Origin of the sequence: Enterococcus sp. CWB-B31 (assembly GCF_020567645.1) — a bacterium.
In the GTDB taxonomy this organism is placed as follows: Bacteria; Bacillota; Bacilli; order Lactobacillales; family Enterococcaceae; genus Enterococcus_L.
The window spans coordinates 43962-60042 of the sequence record NZ_JAJDJW010000021.1; the positions used below are offsets into that span (position 1 = coordinate 43962).

Genomic DNA, 16081 nt, shown 5'->3' on the forward strand with positions numbered 1-16081 from the left:
GCATTTTCGGAAATTACTTCCTCTTTTTTGAATGCTTTCCGGCATGCTTATTTATTTGATCTTGTCGAAATTCCTTATTTCCAAACATTCTTAAAATATACATCAATGGCTGATGCTTTTCTCCGACCAACCCAATCAACTCGATAAAAAGCTCCAATCCAATTAAACTGAAAACAATCAAAAGAATCGAGGCAACATTACTAGCATAACTAAACAGCAAAGCAACAAAGGAAAAAACCAGCGCCAACGCATAGATTGTCATAACTGCCCCTTTGTGCGTAAAGCCTAAAGAAAGCAAACGATGATGAAGATGCATCTTGTCAGCAGATGAAATAGGACGCTTATTTAACAGCCGACGAATGATAGCATACACCGTATCTGTAATCGGCACTCCCAAGATAATCAGCGGTGTGATCATTGAAATAAATGTTGCATTTTTCAATCCCTGCAAAGACATTACTGCAATCATAAATCCAAGAAACAGCGCTCCAGTATCCCCAAGAAAAATTTTGGCGGGATAAAAATTATAAGGAAAGAAACCGGCAATGCTGGCAACTAAAATAAAAATAGCAATTGGAACGTAAACTGAATCAGCATGCAGAAAGAAATAGCCAACCATTCCTATGGTTGTCAGACTGATAATTGAGACACCCGATGCCAAACCATCCAGCCCGTCAATCAGATTGACTGCATTTGTAATAGCAACAATCCAAACCACTGTCAGAGGCAGGCTCAGCCAGCGCAGATCAAGCTGATTAAAGAATGGTAAAGTAACAAAATCTATTCGGATTTTGGCCACAAAATAAATGACCAGCGAAGCAAGCAATATACCGATTGTTTTTTTTCTAGGCGACAATTCATAAATATCATCAATTAGCCCTGTTGCAATCACTATACCGCCGGCAAGGATAATCGGCAGAATATAATTTGTTGGAATTACTGAGTGAAAAAATAACAGACACGAGATACAAAAAGAGATGTAAATCGCCAGTCCGCCTGCAGTCGGCATATTTTTTTTATTTATTCTCCGTTCCCCTGGAGCATCGTAGGCCCCAATTTGAAAAGCCAACAATTTGACCAGCGGCGTCAGGATTAGAGAAATCATGAATGTCAGTAACAGCCGCAACATGACTTCATAAATAAACATAGACATATAAACGTCCCACTTTCTTAAGTTTCAACGTATATTATACAGGATCATTCCCGATTTACAAGTTCGATAACGCCCCTGCTCTTTCTGCAATCTACTAAAATAAAAATTACAGGGAATCAAAAGTTAAATCAGGATTTATTTGGCAACTTTAGTTTTTATAAAAATGATCAGCTGGCGGATCATTCCTTCACGGCTTTCTATTTGACCTTCAGAGAGGTAGTCTTCAACCACCGCATTAATAATACCTCCCAATACAATAATTGTTGAGGCAAAATTGAGCCACAACATCAGAACGATGAAACTTCCGATAATCTGATACCCTGATACTCGGGAGCTGAAATACGTAATATACACACCAAATACCTGAGACAACAGCAGCCAGCCGATTGTTGCAAAAATTGCGCCGGGAAAAACTGAACGGCTTTTCAATTTGACATTTGGTACAGCAAAATAAAGAAGGCTCATCGTTAGAAACAAACCAAATCCTGTAACCGGCCACTTCAGCGTCTGAAAGGTATTTAGAAAATCAGCCGGAATATGAATAATCGGCTCTATGTAATCCAAAATATTCTGCCCAAGACCTAAGATCAGCACCACCCCAACCAATGCAACCATGAGAAGAGCAATAACAAACAACGAAACCAGTCGAACCAAAATAAAATTTTTCCGCTGTTCTACACCGAACGCCTTATTCATAGCAACCTGCAGGGCATTAATACTCTGACTTGCACTCCACAAAGTGGCAAGTGCTGAAACTGATAAAAGTCCCCCGGAGCTTTGAGTCAAAAGAGACTTGATTGCCGGCTTAAGATCATTAAATATTGTTTCTGGGATAAACTCTGAAATATAGGGCAATACACTGTTTGGATTAATTTGAAGATACGGCAGTAAATTTCCTACAGCAATTAAAAGAGGAAACAATGACAGAAGCAAATAATACGCAACAACGACAGAGGTATTGCCCATCTCTGAGTTGACTATTCGCTCCTGTGTAGTTTGAATAAATCGATTAAGATTCTCATTATTTTTCAATTTATCCAGCATACTGATTTCTCTCCCCATTTTAACACTTTATAATTTTATACAGCAAAAAAAAATGCTCCGCTTCATTCAAGGCTTAATAAGTAAGTTCTTCACCTTGAGAAGTTAAAATTTTCGGTCCTTCTTTAGTAATAGCCAGCGTGTGCTCAAATTGGCAGCTTAGTCCGCCGTCCTGAGTGTAGGCTGTCCAGCCATTAGGGTCCATTTTCATTCGCCAAGTGCCGGTATTTACCATAGGCTCAATCGTTATAACCATACCTTCTTTTAAACGCAGACCTTTTCCTGCTTCTCCATAGTGAGGAACAGAAGGACTTTCATGAATTGTCGGACCAATTCCATGTCCCACAAAATCGCGAACGACTGATAGCCCCTCCCCTTCTACATAGGTTTGAATAGCATGACCAATATCGCCAATTCTATTCCCTGCCTGCGCCTGCTCAATCCCAATATAAAGTGCTTTTTTGGTTACGTTCATCAAATGATCAATTTCCGGCGTAGATTCTCCCACAACATAAGCCCAACAAGAATCAGACATGGCCCCCTTTAAGTCAATACACATATCTACTTTGATTAAGTCCCCGTCCTTCAACACTTTTTTTCTTGGAAAGCCATGACAGATTTCATCATTAATGCTGCAGCAAGTGGCATATTTATAACCTTCATATCCGATTTGTGCTGCTACTCCTCCATGGCCTTCAATAAAATTTTTTACAAATACTTCAATATCCCAACTGGAAATACCTGGCTTAATAAACGTTCTCAAATGTCTGTGAACATCCGCCAGTAATTCTCCAGATTCATCCATCATTTCAATTTCTCTAGCTGATTTTAGTGTAATCATTCCTGTACTCCACTCCTGCAAATTAATCTTTATCATCTGTTAGTTTAGCATAAAATTGTCGAATAAGAGAATTTATTCAATTACAAAACTGATTAATTGTCAAAAAACAAGAACTAAAAAAGTTTTAAAATAGGATTAAAAGAAGAAACGAACACTTTGAATGACAGTGATTTTATGATATTATTCTATAGATTGGGAGGAGAATTTCGTTGAATATTTTATTAACATTATCTATAGCTTTCATATTAATATACATTTTTAACCTGCTTTTTGGAAAGCTGTTGTTTGACAAAAAAAGCGGTCTGAAATATTTTTCGCAGACACTGGATCTTTCATTTATTGTCTGGTGTAGCTCTCTGCTAATCTATACAAATATTTTTAATCGCTCGCTTAAAGCTGTCAATACCACAAGTCATTCTTTCTATTTTTTGATTAACTTATTTATCGCTGTTGTTATAGCACTGGCTGTTGCTTATATCCAGTCAGATAAAGTAGCTGTCAACATCTCAGTTAAAGAAAAAAAGAATGCTGCCCTGACCATACCTGCTAAAATTCTTTTGGGATTTTACTCTATCATATTGCTGGTTTCTCTTTTACTATATACAAGCAGCAGCTGGCTGATTCGTACATTTGGACCCGTCAGCATTGATCAGCTGCTTTACAGCATGCAAACATTAGGCGGTACAAACACAGATCAGGTGATTACATTTATCGACAAACCTCTGATTATTTCCTTGGTTTTAACCTATTTCTTTATTAGAGGGACTGTATTTTTCTCACATTATTCTTTATTTACTTCATCAAAGACTCGCCGGCAAAAGAAAGCATTATGGAAAAAGGCGCTTCTGCCTCTATCTATCTTTATAGTATTATCCGGGGCTGTTCTGTTAAGTATTAATAATGTAGGTTTCGCGCAGGTGAAACTGTATTTTGGAAAGTCTTCTCTTTTTGAGAAAGAGTATGTCGACCCTAAACTAGTTGATATCCAGTTTCCTGAACAAAAACGGAATTTAATTTATATCTTTGTTGAATCTCTTGAAAGTAGTTATGCAAGCCAAGACTTAGGCGGTATAAAGGAACAGAATTTGCTACAAGATTTAACAGATTTGACAAATATTGGAGCTATTAACTTTTCTAACACAGAAAACTTTGGAGGGGCTTATCAAGTACCTGGTGCTGAATATACAGCAGCCGGTATTGTTGCTCAAACATCTGGAATGCCACTCAAAGCTCCTACAGCTGATGCAAATAACTTTGGGGATGGGGACAGTTACAGTAATGGTGACTCTGCTTTTCTCCCAGGATTGACTTCTATAGGTGAAGTTCTGGCTGATCAAGGGTATAATCAAACCTTTATTATGGGGTCCAATGCAAGTTTTGGCGGACGAAGAACCTATCTTGATCAACACGGTGCTTATCATATTCTGGACTTAGTCGAAGCTCGAAATACAGGTCTTATAGACCCCGATTACTTTGTCTGGTGGGGATTTGAAGACCAAAAACTGTTTGAATTTGCCAAATCTGAAGCATCAAGATTATCTGAACAGAATCAACCTTTTAATTTGTCAATATTAACCGCTGATACACACTTCCCGGACGGCTATATGTCAGAAGATACACCGAAAAAATTTGACGATCAATATTCAAATGTCATTTCATTTACAAGTCAACAAGTGGTAGCTTTTATAGAATGGTGTAGTCAACAACCATTTTATGAGAACACAACTATAGTTATTTCAGGAGACCATTTGACGATGGATCAAACCTTTGCAGACAGTGTTCCTGCCGACTATGAACGTATGATATTTAATATGTTCGTCAACGTTCCTCTTCAAGTCAAGGAAGATAGAACAAAAAACAGGGATTTTACCAGTTTTGATATGTTCCCGACAACTTTGGCTAGCTTAAATGCTAAAATTCAGGGCGATCGGCTAGGCCTGGGAACAAACCTATTTTCAGACAGACAAACGATTGTAGAAAGTGACTCACTGCAAAGTGTGCGTGACCAGCTTTCGCAACAATCGGATTTCTATACACAGAATATTTTAGCCTTTGATCCAAGTAAATATGTTTCAACTAAGGAAACAGTTACTACTACTAGCACCTCTTCTACTGAAGAAACAGCTGATACCACTTCAACAACTCTTTCTACAACAGTTGAAACAGAAATATCTACAGACGAATCAACTATAGAGCCAGTAACAGATTCTGTTATTCAATAATAACTATCAATCGTCGTTCTTACTAAAAAAGATAAGAACGGCGGTTCTTTTTTTGAATTATCCAGTTCCAACAGACCTTACTTTACAACAATGTTTAAGTAAAAAAACATCTGCCGTTTAAGTAATTTACATCTTAAGCAAATTTCTGTTATAATCAAATTTGTATTATTTCAAAGGAGGGAAATAGATGACCTTAGCTAAAATTGTTTATGCCAGTATGACCGGTAATACTGAAGAAATAGCTGATATCGTTGCAGAAGCATTTGAAAACTTAACTGTTGAAGTTGAAATTGACGAATGCACTCAAGTAGATGCAGAAGATTTTAAGGATGCAGATATCTGTGTCGTTGCTACATATACTTATGGTGATGGAGAGCTTCCGGATGAAATCGTAGATTTTTATGAAGAGCTGCAGGAAATTAATCTGAATGGCAAGATTTTTGGTGTCTGCGGTTCCGGCGATACATTCTATGAGGAATTTTGTAAATCTGTAGATGATTTTGAAGCTGTTTTTTCTAAAATCGGTGCTGTAAAAGGTGCTGACAGCGTAAAAGTTGATCTTGCTGCAGAAGAAGAAGATATTCAAAATCTGGAAGCATTCGCAAAAAAACTTGTAGAAGCTGCTTCTTAAGTCAGTCTTCAATAAGCTAAATAAACAAATAGATAAAAAAGAGAGTTTCCGAAAATACGGCTGCTCTCTTTTCATTTCGTTCGATTCAATTTTAGCTGATGTCTATAAAAACATTACGTTCAAGTGTGGTTTCAACACTTTCTTTCATAAGTTCTTCAATCTGTTCATCTGTCGGATGAATAATCCCGGAAGTCATTAGTGACGCAACCCCAGTCGCTACAATCCAAGTTCCCATGTGTAGTGAATTTATCTGCTTATCAGTCAATTCTGCATATTTAGGGTCCTTTTTAACCGCACTGGAAAAATAGTTATAAGAAAATTCCTGCATACGCTGTCCCCCGCCATATTCTTCTAAATATAGCGCGCGATACAATTTACTTTCCTTTTTTGCAAAATGAATATAGTTTAATGCCAGATCAATAATTGTATTACCAGTATGCTTTTCAGGAAATACCTCAGTTGAAAGATAGCTGTGAATCTTGTCAAACAGTGCTTCTTTTAGATCGTCCATATTTTCAAATTCTAAATAAATAGGTTGTGTTGAGCATTTCATTTTTGCTGCAATATTCCTTGCAGTAAGCTTAGAGAATCCTTCAGTAGCTACTACATCATATGCAGCATTCAGTATTTGGTCTTTAGTAATTGTTTTCTTTCTTGCCATATTCTCAATCCTCTCTACCTTACCTACACCCTCAAAAATCTTCCATATGATATCTAGTATTATTGTAACACGATTAGAGATTTCTGCAAAATACTAATACTAGCTTGTTATGGTTCTTAATAGACGGTTAAATCAGCCTTATTTCATCACTTCCTAATATAATTGAGTTTGCTTTTTATCCATGTTATGATATTTACGTTTATGATATAAACTTTAGGAGGATGTTTTATGACGTTACCAAATTTTGATGTTTTATTAAAAAAATATGCCCGGCTGATTGTAGAAACAGGAGTGAATGTACTGCCCGGACAAACAATTGTAGTGCAAATTAATGTAGATCAGGCACCTTTAGCCCGATTAATTACTGAAGAAGCTTATAAATTAGGTGCTGGTGAAGTAATTGTTCAATGGACAGATGATGTTGTTCAAAAAGAATTCCTCATGAATGCAGATCAAAAATATCTTGAAAATGTTTCTACTTATAAAACTATGCAAATGGACGAATGGATCGAAAGAGGTGCAAGCCGAATCAGTGTCGTTTCCTCTAACCCTGATGCTATGGCAGGTGTTGATTCTGAACGTGTTGCACTATTTCAAAACGCAACTGGAAAAGCGATGATGAAATTAAGAAAAACAACGCAGGCAAATAAAATCAGTTGGTCTGTCGTAGCAGCCTCCAGTAAAGAATGGGCAGCTAAAGTCTTCCCTGAACTGAAAACTGAAGAGGAACAAGTTGATGCTCTTTGGAATGAGATTTTCAAAACAACCCGAGTTTATGAAGAGAATCCTATTGCAGCCTGGGAAAAGCATGATGCCCTTTTGGCCTCAAAAGCAGAAGAGCTGAACCAAGAACAATTTGATTTCTTACACTATACTGCCCCTGGAACAGATTTAACAATCGGTCTGCCTGAAAATCATCTGTGGGAAGGTGCCGGAAGCTACAATGTCCGTGGAGAAAAATTTATGGCCAACATGCCAACTGAGGAAGTCTTTACTGCTCCTGACTGTCACAGAGTAGATGGTTATATTTCCAGTACTAAACCATTAAGCTACGCAGGTACAACAATTTCCGGAATGAAATTTACATTTGAAAAAGGAAAAATCATTGATTTTTCAGCTGAAAAAGGGGAGGAAACTCTGGCCAAATTATTGCAGACAGATGACGGCGCTAAACGTTTAGGTGAAGTCGCTCTAGTTCCTGATCCCTCTCCAATCTCTCAATCCGGCATCACTTTTTACAATACGTTGTTTGACGAAAATGCCTCTAACCATTTGGCTTTAGGCTCTGCCTATGCATTCAGTATTAAGGGCGGAACTGAAATGAGTGAAGAAGAACTGATTAAAGCCGGGTTAAACCGCAGTCAGACGCACGTTGATTTTATGGTTGGTTCAGCACAGATGAATATTGACGGTATCCGAAAAGATGGCTCAGTTGTCCCTGTTTTCCGCAATGGAAACTGGGCATAGTTTATCTGTTTCATCTGAAATAAATCTTTTATTAAAGCTCTGAAGATTTGCTAGCTACTGACAAATCTTCAGAGCTTATTTTGGAACGATAGAACACTGTTGCTTACAGAACTGGTTATTTTAAATGACAATGACAGTTCTTAATAAATTTCGCTTATATACAATACAAACGAGCATCAGAAAATTACAAGGAGTTTCAGCAATAAATAATTTGGGTCTTATAAAAATAATCACAGGAAAATCATCAAAGAAGAGCCTATTATTTCAATGAACCCTTCAGCACACATTATAAAAAATCTCTAAGTCTATTGACTAAACAACTGGAAATAAATCAGTTAGTTGAAGACATTGAATAAAGACGTTTGCTTCATCAAAAATGAATTCTTCATACTCAGGTCCTGCTATAATAAAAATAAAAAGACTGGCATAGAGTGGTTAATAATGACAACGATCAGATATGTCCTTTTGGTTTACACTTGATGAACACTTACCGGAATAAGAATTCGAAAAGAAAATACAGAGACAACTGGGCTATATACTATCAGAAAATGAAATTCCTGTTGGACTCTTGAGGTATAGTCTTTTTTTGGGAAAGAAATGAAAGAGTTAAGGTTTGGAATGATATGACCTCAACTCAGATAGATGAAGATGCACAGCATGTCTGAGGGGCATGTATGAACTTGCTCCTACGCTTCTTCGAAGCTCAGATCATACAAAGACTGGAACACCATTTATTCAATTTTAGGGGACTCAGACATACTTATGTCACAGTCCCGTCTTTTTGTAATGCTTACCAATATACTCCTGAAAAAATAACTCTTTCGTTCAGCAATTCAAATGATTACAATTTATCTACATTCTTTCTTTTACTTCATTTTTTATTTGTCGACGCTTTCTGAGAACAAATGTTAACGGCAGTTGTTCGGTCAAATTATTGATAGAGTAGGACTCCAGCAAATTCACTCTTTGGCGATAATCGTTGGCTGTCCATGAAGTTATTTTATTGGAAACCTCGTATTCATCGATAATCTTACGCTCCAAGTAATACCCTCGAAGCATCTCTCTGGCATATTCTGCTTCCTGCTGGATCAACATAGAAGGAATCAACGTTCCCTGCTCCAAGCGTATCAGCAATCGTTTTCGCTTGGCTGCATAAAAGTCAATCAAGCTTTCATCATAGACATCCTGCAGGTTTTCTAAGCTTTCCAGAAGTAACTCTGAATTTTTTAAAAACAGAGCTTTTACTTCTGCAATATCCGTCTGGCTCAATAAGGTTGCTCCCTTTTGATGACGTGACATAAAAAGTTTTGGGTGTAAAAGAACCCGTAACAGACGTTTAACAAAAGCCAGCCAAAAACTGGCAAAAGAAAGAATCTGTCTGGTAATTGATTTATCAAAATTATCGATAAACCGGGAATAAAAACGATAACCATTTATTGTAATTTTTCCTTGCCGATAATAATTATCTAAGCTGTCTCGTTCAACAGAAAGCATCAGTGCCTGAAGTTCCTGCGACTCGCTGCGCTCATCACTGGTCAATGTGTTAGTATAACTTTCTCCAATACGATCCTGATAATTTTCAATCACGACCTCAGCAGCCAGACGAAGACGGTTATCTTCCGACTTCCCTTCCACTTCACTCATCAGCGTGCTTTTTACTTCCTCTAAAATAGCAATAAAGCTTCCATCTGCCGTCTCCACTTCTTCATCTTCAGCCAGAATAGGCAGAACCACCATTCCAACTAATAGTGTAGTCAAAATAACACAGGCAGTGATAAACAATAGCAATGACCGATCTTCAAAAGTCTCTCCATTTATTGATAGAGGAAGGATGAAAATTGTTGCCAAACTGACGGTTCCTTTCACTCCGCCAAAAGTCAGAACAAGAAGATCGTGAAAATGACTTTTTACAGTAGAATACCCTTCTTTATAAAGATAAAAAGCAACGATATAAATAAAACGGACAAGAAAGAGTAATATGGAGATTATCACCACAATCAGAAGAAGGTAGGGATTTGAGTAGGTCACGCTGTTCCAGATAGGAGAAAATACCTGAGACACTTCTATTCCCAAAAAAAGGAAAACTAATGCATTCAAAGTAAATTCAATTGTAGACCATGTTGTATCAGAAACATTGGAAAGCTTCGCTTCAAACAAACTAACCTTACGAAATCCTGAAGACTGCATCACACCGGCTACTACAGCAGCAATAATGCCTGATGCATGAAATTCTTCCGCTAGTAGATAAGCCAAAAACGGCAGCAGTAATTCTAAAAGCAAGTAACCTGTCACATCTTTTGCAGAAGCTCGTTCAATTAATTCTACCACTTTATTTTTCATCCATACTAAAAGAAAACCAATCAGAGCACCAAATAGACTAGAGAAGAGCAATGTTTCAGATGCTTCCAGTAAAGAAAAACTCCCTGTAATTAGTGCACCAAGTGCAAACTGGAAAGCCGTTACACCAGAAGCATCATTCAGCAAGCCCTCACCTTCCAGGATGCTGGTCGACTTTTCTGAAAATTTTAGATTTCCTGCCAAAGATTTAACAGCTACTGCATCAGTTGGTCCTAATGCTGCACCAAGTGCAAAACAAGCGGCCAAAGGGATTGTTGGTAATAATATATAAAATACACCACCTACAGCAAGTAACGTTAATACAACTCCGCCAAAAGCCAAAAATAGAATAGGTCCACTGTTTTTTAAAAAGGTACGAACATTCATCTTTTCACCCTCACGAAATAACAGCGGAGCAATAATCATAATCAAAAATAATTCTGGTTCAAATGTGATGGAGCGGCCCTGCTCAGTCAGACCAATTAAAATACCGACAAAAATCTGAATAAAGGGAGTCGGAATAATCGGCAGTACTCGACTGATAATATTAGAAAAAGTTACTGCAAAAGCAAACATGATAATAAGGGTAACAAATTCCATCCGGTCACCTCCTAAACTTTTTCTAATTTAGTATAAAAGATTTTCAGCCACTGACCTTTTTTCTCTAAAATTTTATCTTCAATTTCTGCTACCTGCTCTTCATTTCCTTCAAGCAGCAGCTGACTTCTTTTAGCTTCAAGACGCAGAATTTCATGTCTCATCATTTCACATCGATGATAGGCAATCTTGTTCCGCTTTTTTAATAACTTTTTTTGTTCTTTTTTTTCTTCAAGAGACAACTCAGGATACTGATTTTTCAGCTTGATAATTCGCTCTTTAAATTCCTTTGTCATGAGGTTTCTATTCTCCTTTTGCCTAATCACAATTTACAGAAGATTTAATTAAACCTTCCGAAATCATATTATACTCCTTTTCTGAAAAAAGTGTTAAAAACTCTTCGAAGCATGAGGAAACAATAAAGACAAGTGTTTCTTTTTTTGCATAGTCTAAAAAAGATGAGAAAATATCTTTTATCAATCCATCTAACTTAAAATACAAGAAACCTGTAATATAAGAAAAAGCTGAGAATCTCAAATAAAGATTCTCAGCTTTCTTATTTTCATAACGTCCCCTGCAGGAATCGAACCTGCAACTAAACCTTAGGAGTTCCCTATGTATGATATTCTCTACTGGTTTTTAATGGTCTATAGTGGTACCTAACACCCTAGAAACTAGGCAAGGCACTTGCTCCATCTGGAATCAACTATCCTCTACTACCCTGTAATGGAAACAAATGGTTAAATCGTTTTACTCTCAAAAATTTCACTCATGCCTACCATATGATTTTTGAATACATTGAAACATTCTACAATACAGTTCGAATCCACAGCCATTGCAATTATCTGTCCCCAAATGAATTTGAAACGGTGCATGAACAAGCCGAGAAAAGGAAATGTCGACTCATTAGCTAAAAGCATAAGGTGTTCTCATTTTAACTTGTCCTAATTCTTGACATAGGACCACCTGTTTACACACAAGCTGCCAATCAAGTGACAGCCATTGTAACAGTGAAATACCTTGATAAAGAAACTAAAGTTACATAGCTTTCTCAATTTGAGTTAACCTTACAGAAAAATGAAAACTGGAAAATCATAAAAGATTAATCTTTTCTACATTGACCTATTAGGTAAAAAGCGATATTATGATATTGATCTAGTAGGTCAAAAAAATAATGAAAGGAGAAATTATGAAAAATAATTATAGTACAACTAGAACTATGTTTCTTATTACAGCAATACTTGGAACTTTAGTCTGTATTCCATATTTAACAAATATGATTGGAATCGGAGAGCCTGTTCAATTAGCATTTATCGTTTTTGCACTGGTAACTTTATTTCAGAATAAAGATAATAAAGAAATCAATAAAAGAGGACTTAAGCTAATTATGACCTCATTAGTTATTATTATCGCTTTTATTATCGCAATTCTAATAACAACAAATAGTGTATCTTTAACGATGTTCAATGTATTTGAATTTGCCTCATCTGCTAACTCATCTAGTCAATTTTTAATTGCTACGTTGGGCGTAATCGGATTAATTGTGTGTGCAATCGGAGTTGTTTTTTGTTATTTAGATTATTTCAATCTAAAAAAATTAGCAGTATAGACATCAATATCGGAAATCTTTAGAAAGGTGTGATAGCATGAATATTTCTAAACTAGATGAAAAAAGAAAAATTGTGATACTAAACTCTGCTTTAAAAGAGTTCACAGCAAAGGGTTATGATGAAGCTTCAACAAATGTTATAGCAAAAGAAGCAGGAATCTCTAAGGCATTAATGTTCCATTATGTCGGAAGTAAGCAAGAACTATTTTTGTTTATTTATGACTATTTTGAAGAGGTTTTAGAAAAGGAATATTATTTAAAAATCAATTTGAAAGAGAAAGACCTTTTTAAGAGATTAAGACAGTCTTACTTACTTCAATTAGAGTTAATCAAACAATATCCGTGGATTCTTGATTTTGATAAATTAACTGTTGAAACAAGTTCTAATGAAATAAATAAAAGAATTCAAAATAGTGGTAACGAAAGAAAAGTGTCTGAATGTTTTCAACTTTTTGATGATATGGATATATCTAAATTTCGTAAAGATTTAGATATCGAAAAATGTAAGCAATTTATTCTTTGGTCTAATGTAGGATTTACCAATCAAATTTTAGAAGATATTAAAAGTAAAGAAGCTCCAAGCCCGAATAATGAACAGATTATTTCAACACTTGATGGGTACTTTGATGAACTACGAAAAATTTTCTATGTTTCTAATGAGGTATCTTAGAGATGATTAAAATATTCAATAACGAACCAGTAACAATAGACTTTCCTTTAAGGGGAGAATGGAATGCTCCAACCACACCAGCAAAAAAAGTCCCTAGTCATGGAACTAATAGAATGGGGTTAAGATATGCATTTGATTTTTTACAAGTTGATCGGAAGAATAAGAACAAAGATTATGATGCTAGTTTCTTAAGATTCCTACTACTTGGTATACCTTTAAAAAAATTCTATTGCTGGGGGGAAAAAATCTATGCTCCGTGTGATGGAGAGATCGTGGCAATCGTAGATGGTATTTCGGAAAGAAAACATGTTCATTGGTTAAGAGAATCTATTCTTGCTTTAAGAAAAACTCTTACCTTTAACGAAAACAAAGACGATTATAGTGTAATCGCTGGAAACTATATTATCATGAAATGTTCAAATGGTGTCTACATGGCTTTTGTACATCTGCAAACAAATTCTATTAATATTTCCATGAATGAAAAAATTAAAAAAGGTACTTATTTAGGTAATGTTGGACACTCTGGAAATTCTACATCTCCACATCTCCATTTTCAGCTTATGGATAGCGATAATATAAAAGGTTCAAATGGCATTCTTTGTCGATTTGGAGAGTATGAAGTATATCAAAATGGTGTATGGAAAAAAGTATATAACCAAATCCCATCAAGTAAAGAAAGAATTAGGTTTTATAAAAATTAATGAATATAGATTGAAAATTAGGAGAAATCATATGGAAGATGTAAATTGGATATTATGTCCGATATGTAAGAATAAAACACGAAACAAAATACGGTCAGATACTGAACTCAAAAACTTTCCTCTGTATTGCCCTAAGTGTAAACAAGAAAGTCTAATAAGTGTAAATGACTTAGAAATAACAATTATAAAAGAGCCAGACGCTAAGACGCGGAGCCAGTAACTTGGAATGAATAATTCTATGTTACTGGCTCTTTATTTTTATAAAGCTACATTGTTAATTGATGATTAGTTCTTGTCAAAATAAATCTCTGTGTCACGAGTTAAGAAACACAGGTTCAAACCCCAAAATAAAAATATTATAAGGAGTGTATCATGGAAATTGAACAAACTAGAATGTATCAAACTACATTCAATTTTATTAAGTTGGTAATTGGTCAAGCTGTTTCTGTTTTTGGAACATCATTACTTCGCTTTGCCTTATCACTATATGTATTAGATATTACAGGACGTGCTGATATCTTTGCAACGTTATTTGCTGTATCAAGTTTACCAGTATTGCTTTCGCCTATTGCAGGTGCAGTAGCAGATAGATTCAATCGGAAAACAATTATGGTTGGCTTAGATACAGCGAATGGATTATTTAGTCTATTGTTACTCATAGCATTTTTGTTTAATCAGACCTCATTAATTGTAATAACCATAGCAATGATTTTATTTGGATTTGTAGGTTCAATGGATACTCCTGTTGTAACAGCAATTATCCCTAGTTTAGCTTCACAAGATAAATTAGAATCTGCCAATGGAATACTACAAGGTGTACAGTCAATCTCTGGTATTGTTGCACCAATCTTAGGTGGGCTTCTATATAGCATTATTGGAATGGACAACATTTTAATTATTACAACAGTTGTATTCTTCTTAACTGCAATATTAGAAAGTCGAATTTTAGTACCAAAGAACAAATCGACATACTCTGGAAGTATCTTCCGTGTACTTACAAATGATTTAAAAGAAGGAGTGCATTACACCCTATCCGATAGTTTTGTTAGAAAAACATTATTGATTAGTGTAGGGTTGAATCTTGTACTTGCACCTCTATTCGTTGTGGGTATTCCATACATACTACGAGTAACAATGAACTTATCAACAGAGTTGTATGGTGTTGGCATTGGTGCTATTCAATTTGCAACAATTTTAGGCGCATTAATGATTGGAGCAGTCCTAAAAAAATTGAAAGTTAAAAACTTCTATTTATGGATTTTGGCTATTGCCATTCTTCTAATACCAATCACTTTATCAACAACCCCTATGCTATTAAAAATTGGAAATATCCCAGCATTTTTACTTTTTGTTTTATGTGCTGTTCCACTTTCTGCATGTTTATCAATAGTTTCCATTTTTTCAATTAGTAAAGTCCAAAAGATTACACCGACTCAACATTTGGCAAAAGTAATGTCAATTCTTTTGATGATTATTCAATGTGCTTCACTAATTGGACAAATAATCTATGGTATAGGATTTGAAGTCTTTCAAGATACAGTATACATCCCAATCATGATAACTTTTTTTGCCACTTTCATTATAGCGATTGGAAGTAAATTTCTTTATCGTAATGAGAAAGAGGTTTAATTTATATCACTGGCAAAGAAAAGTGTGATTGCAAAATAAATATCTTAGATTATGCTTTCTGAATGTAAATAAGAAAATATAATCAATAAAAGAAATTAAAGAGAACAATCATAAAAGAGCCAGACGCTAAGACGCAGAGCCAACGATAAGGAACTTAACACTTCTTGTTGTTGTTTTTTTGATTGTAGTGACATAGTTAATTGGCTTAGGCAATGTCTTGTGGAGGCATTGCTATGTTGAAAATACATCAACTCATAAGAATAAAAACTGAATATGTTATTTCGATACACATTTTTTCCGTGAGGGTTAAATGTGTATTTTTTTATCTTTTCGCCGATAGTAAAATTAAGCTAGACAACTAAATAAGTCATTTGTGCTACACTCAAAATAGTTCCGTCCAAAGAATTATAAGGAGTGAAGACAAATGACCTATACTCATCTTACACCAAATGAACTCGTGATGATAGAAGCTTATTTCAATACCCAGCAACCTGTTGCACAAGTTGCTAAACGCTTAGGACG

Annotated in this window: 15 protein-coding genes and 1 pseudogene; 10 read left to right on the top strand and 6 right to left on the bottom strand. The window is 35.6% G+C overall.

Features of this window, described 5'->3' with window-relative positions:
* Positions 1-13 precede the first annotated feature (13 nt).
* From LI954_RS14650 to map, 3 genes are all read right to left on the bottom strand, one after another.
* Positions 14-1153: a glycosyltransferase family 4 protein gene (locus LI954_RS14650; protein ID WP_229444822.1), complete on the bottom strand. Its 1140-nt coding sequence runs from the start codon at positions 1151-1153 to the stop codon at positions 14-16.
* Between the two features lie 135 nt (positions 1154-1288).
* Positions 1289-2203, bottom strand: coding sequence for a YihY/virulence factor BrkB family protein (locus tag LI954_RS14655; RefSeq protein WP_202068981.1), 915 nt, complete (start codon positions 2201-2203; stop codon positions 1289-1291).
* A 67-nt stretch (positions 2204-2270) separates the two neighbouring features.
* A complete protein-coding gene (gene map, locus LI954_RS14660) occupies positions 2271-3035 on the bottom strand; it encodes a type I methionyl aminopeptidase (protein WP_202068959.1) in 765 nt (254 codons plus the stop codon).
* Positions 3036-3244: 209 nt separating this feature from the next.
* Here map and LI954_RS14665 point away from each other — a divergent pair, with 209 nt between their 5' ends.
* Entirely contained in the window at positions 3245-5257 is a 2013-nt protein-coding gene (locus tag LI954_RS14665; protein ID WP_229444823.1) for a sulfatase-like hydrolase/transferase, read from the top strand.
* Between the two features lie 187 nt (positions 5258-5444).
* On the top strand, positions 5445-5888 hold the full coding sequence (locus LI954_RS14670) for a flavodoxin (protein ID WP_202068964.1): 444 nt from the start codon (positions 5445-5447) through the stop codon (positions 5886-5888).
* Between the two features lie 91 nt (positions 5889-5979).
* Here the strand turns inward: LI954_RS14670 and LI954_RS14675 are convergent, their stop codons facing one another.
* Complete coding sequence (locus LI954_RS14675) at positions 5980-6549, bottom strand: TetR/AcrR family transcriptional regulator (RefSeq protein WP_202068966.1); 570 nt, start codon at positions 6547-6549, stop codon at positions 5980-5982.
* A gap of 228 nt (positions 6550-6777) precedes the next feature.
* Here LI954_RS14675 and LI954_RS14680 point away from each other — a divergent pair, with 228 nt between their 5' ends.
* The gene (locus LI954_RS14680; RefSeq protein WP_229442646.1) at positions 6778-8016 is read left to right on the top strand and encodes an aminopeptidase; all 1239 of its coding nucleotides are present in this window, start codon (positions 6778-6780) and stop codon (positions 8014-8016) included.
* Between the two features lie 852 nt (positions 8017-8868).
* Here the strand turns inward: LI954_RS14680 and LI954_RS14685 are convergent.
* Positions 8869-10953 carry a cation:proton antiporter gene (locus LI954_RS14685; protein WP_229442644.1) on the bottom strand — a complete coding sequence of 695 codons (2085 nt, stop codon included), beginning with the start codon at positions 10951-10953 and terminating at the stop codon, positions 8869-8871.
* 11 nt (positions 10954-10964) lie between these two features.
* Positions 10965-11246, bottom strand: coding sequence for a hypothetical protein (locus LI954_RS14690; RefSeq protein ID WP_202068970.1), 282 nt, complete (start codon positions 11244-11246; stop codon positions 10965-10967).
* Positions 11247-11651: 405 nt separating this feature from the next.
* Between LI954_RS14690 and LI954_RS16390 the strand changes: the two genes are divergently transcribed.
* The 7 genes and pseudogenes from LI954_RS16390 to LI954_RS14725 all read left to right on the top strand — a co-directional run.
* A complete protein-coding gene (locus LI954_RS16390) occupies positions 11652-11864 on the top strand; it encodes an IS3 family transposase (RefSeq protein ID WP_420705943.1) in 213 nt (70 codons plus the stop codon).
* 260 nt (positions 11865-12124) lie between these two features.
* Positions 12125-12559, top strand: a complete 435-nt coding sequence (locus tag LI954_RS14700; RefSeq protein ID WP_229442642.1) for a hypothetical protein — start codon at positions 12125-12127, stop codon at positions 12557-12559.
* Between the two features lie 37 nt (positions 12560-12596).
* On the top strand, positions 12597-13229 hold the full coding sequence (locus LI954_RS14705) for a TetR/AcrR family transcriptional regulator (RefSeq protein WP_229442639.1): 633 nt from the start codon (positions 12597-12599) through the stop codon (positions 13227-13229).
* A gap of 2 nt (positions 13230-13231) precedes the next feature.
* A complete protein-coding gene (locus LI954_RS14710; protein WP_229444824.1) occupies positions 13232-13930 on the top strand; it encodes a M23 family metallopeptidase in 699 nt (232 codons plus the stop codon).
* Between the two features lie 31 nt (positions 13931-13961).
* Positions 13962-14150: a cysteine-rich KTR domain-containing protein gene (locus tag LI954_RS14715; protein ID WP_202068977.1), complete on the top strand. Its 189-nt coding sequence runs from the start codon at positions 13962-13964 to the stop codon at positions 14148-14150.
* Between the two features lie 152 nt (positions 14151-14302).
* The gene (locus LI954_RS14720) at positions 14303-15559 is read left to right on the top strand and encodes an MFS transporter (RefSeq protein ID WP_202068979.1); all 1257 of its coding nucleotides are present in this window, start codon (positions 14303-14305) and stop codon (positions 15557-15559) included.
* Between the two features lie 424 nt (positions 15560-15983).
* A pseudogene (locus LI954_RS14725) lies at positions 15984-16081 on the top strand (helix-turn-helix domain-containing protein); the annotation flags it as partial.

Coding starts and splice junctions, on each gene's coding strand:
- LI954_RS14650 (WP_229444822.1), bottom strand. CDS start 1,153: ATGTCTATGTTTATTTATGAAGTCATGTTGCGGCTGTTACTGACATTC.
- map (WP_202068959.1), bottom strand. CDS start 3,035: ATGATTACACTAAAATCAGCTAGAGAAATTGAAATGATGGATGAATCT.
- LI954_RS14670 (WP_202068964.1), top strand. CDS start 5,445: ATGACCTTAGCTAAAATTGTTTATGCCAGTATGACCGGTAATACTGAA.
- LI954_RS14675 (WP_202068966.1), bottom strand. CDS start 6,549: ATGGCAAGAAAGAAAACAATTACTAAAGACCAAATACTGAATGCTGCA.
- LI954_RS14680 (WP_229442646.1), top strand. CDS start 6,778: ATGACGTTACCAAATTTTGATGTTTTATTAAAAAAATATGCCCGGCTG.
- LI954_RS14685 (WP_229442644.1), bottom strand. CDS start 10,953: ATGGAATTTGTTACCCTTATTATCATGTTTGCTTTTGCAGTAACTTTT.
- LI954_RS14690 (WP_202068970.1), bottom strand. CDS start 11,246: ATGACAAAGGAATTTAAAGAGCGAATTATCAAGCTGAAAAATCAGTAT.
- LI954_RS14700 (WP_229442642.1), top strand. CDS start 12,125: ATGAAAGGAGAAATTATGAAAAATAATTATAGTACAACTAGAACTATG.
- LI954_RS14705 (WP_229442639.1), top strand. CDS start 12,597: ATGAATATTTCTAAACTAGATGAAAAAAGAAAAATTGTGATACTAAAC.
- LI954_RS14710 (WP_229444824.1), top strand. CDS start 13,232: ATGATTAAAATATTCAATAACGAACCAGTAACAATAGACTTTCCTTTA.
- LI954_RS14715 (WP_202068977.1), top strand. CDS start 13,962: ATGGAAGATGTAAATTGGATATTATGTCCGATATGTAAGAATAAAACA.
- LI954_RS14720 (WP_202068979.1), top strand. CDS start 14,303: ATGGAAATTGAACAAACTAGAATGTATCAAACTACATTCAATTTTATT.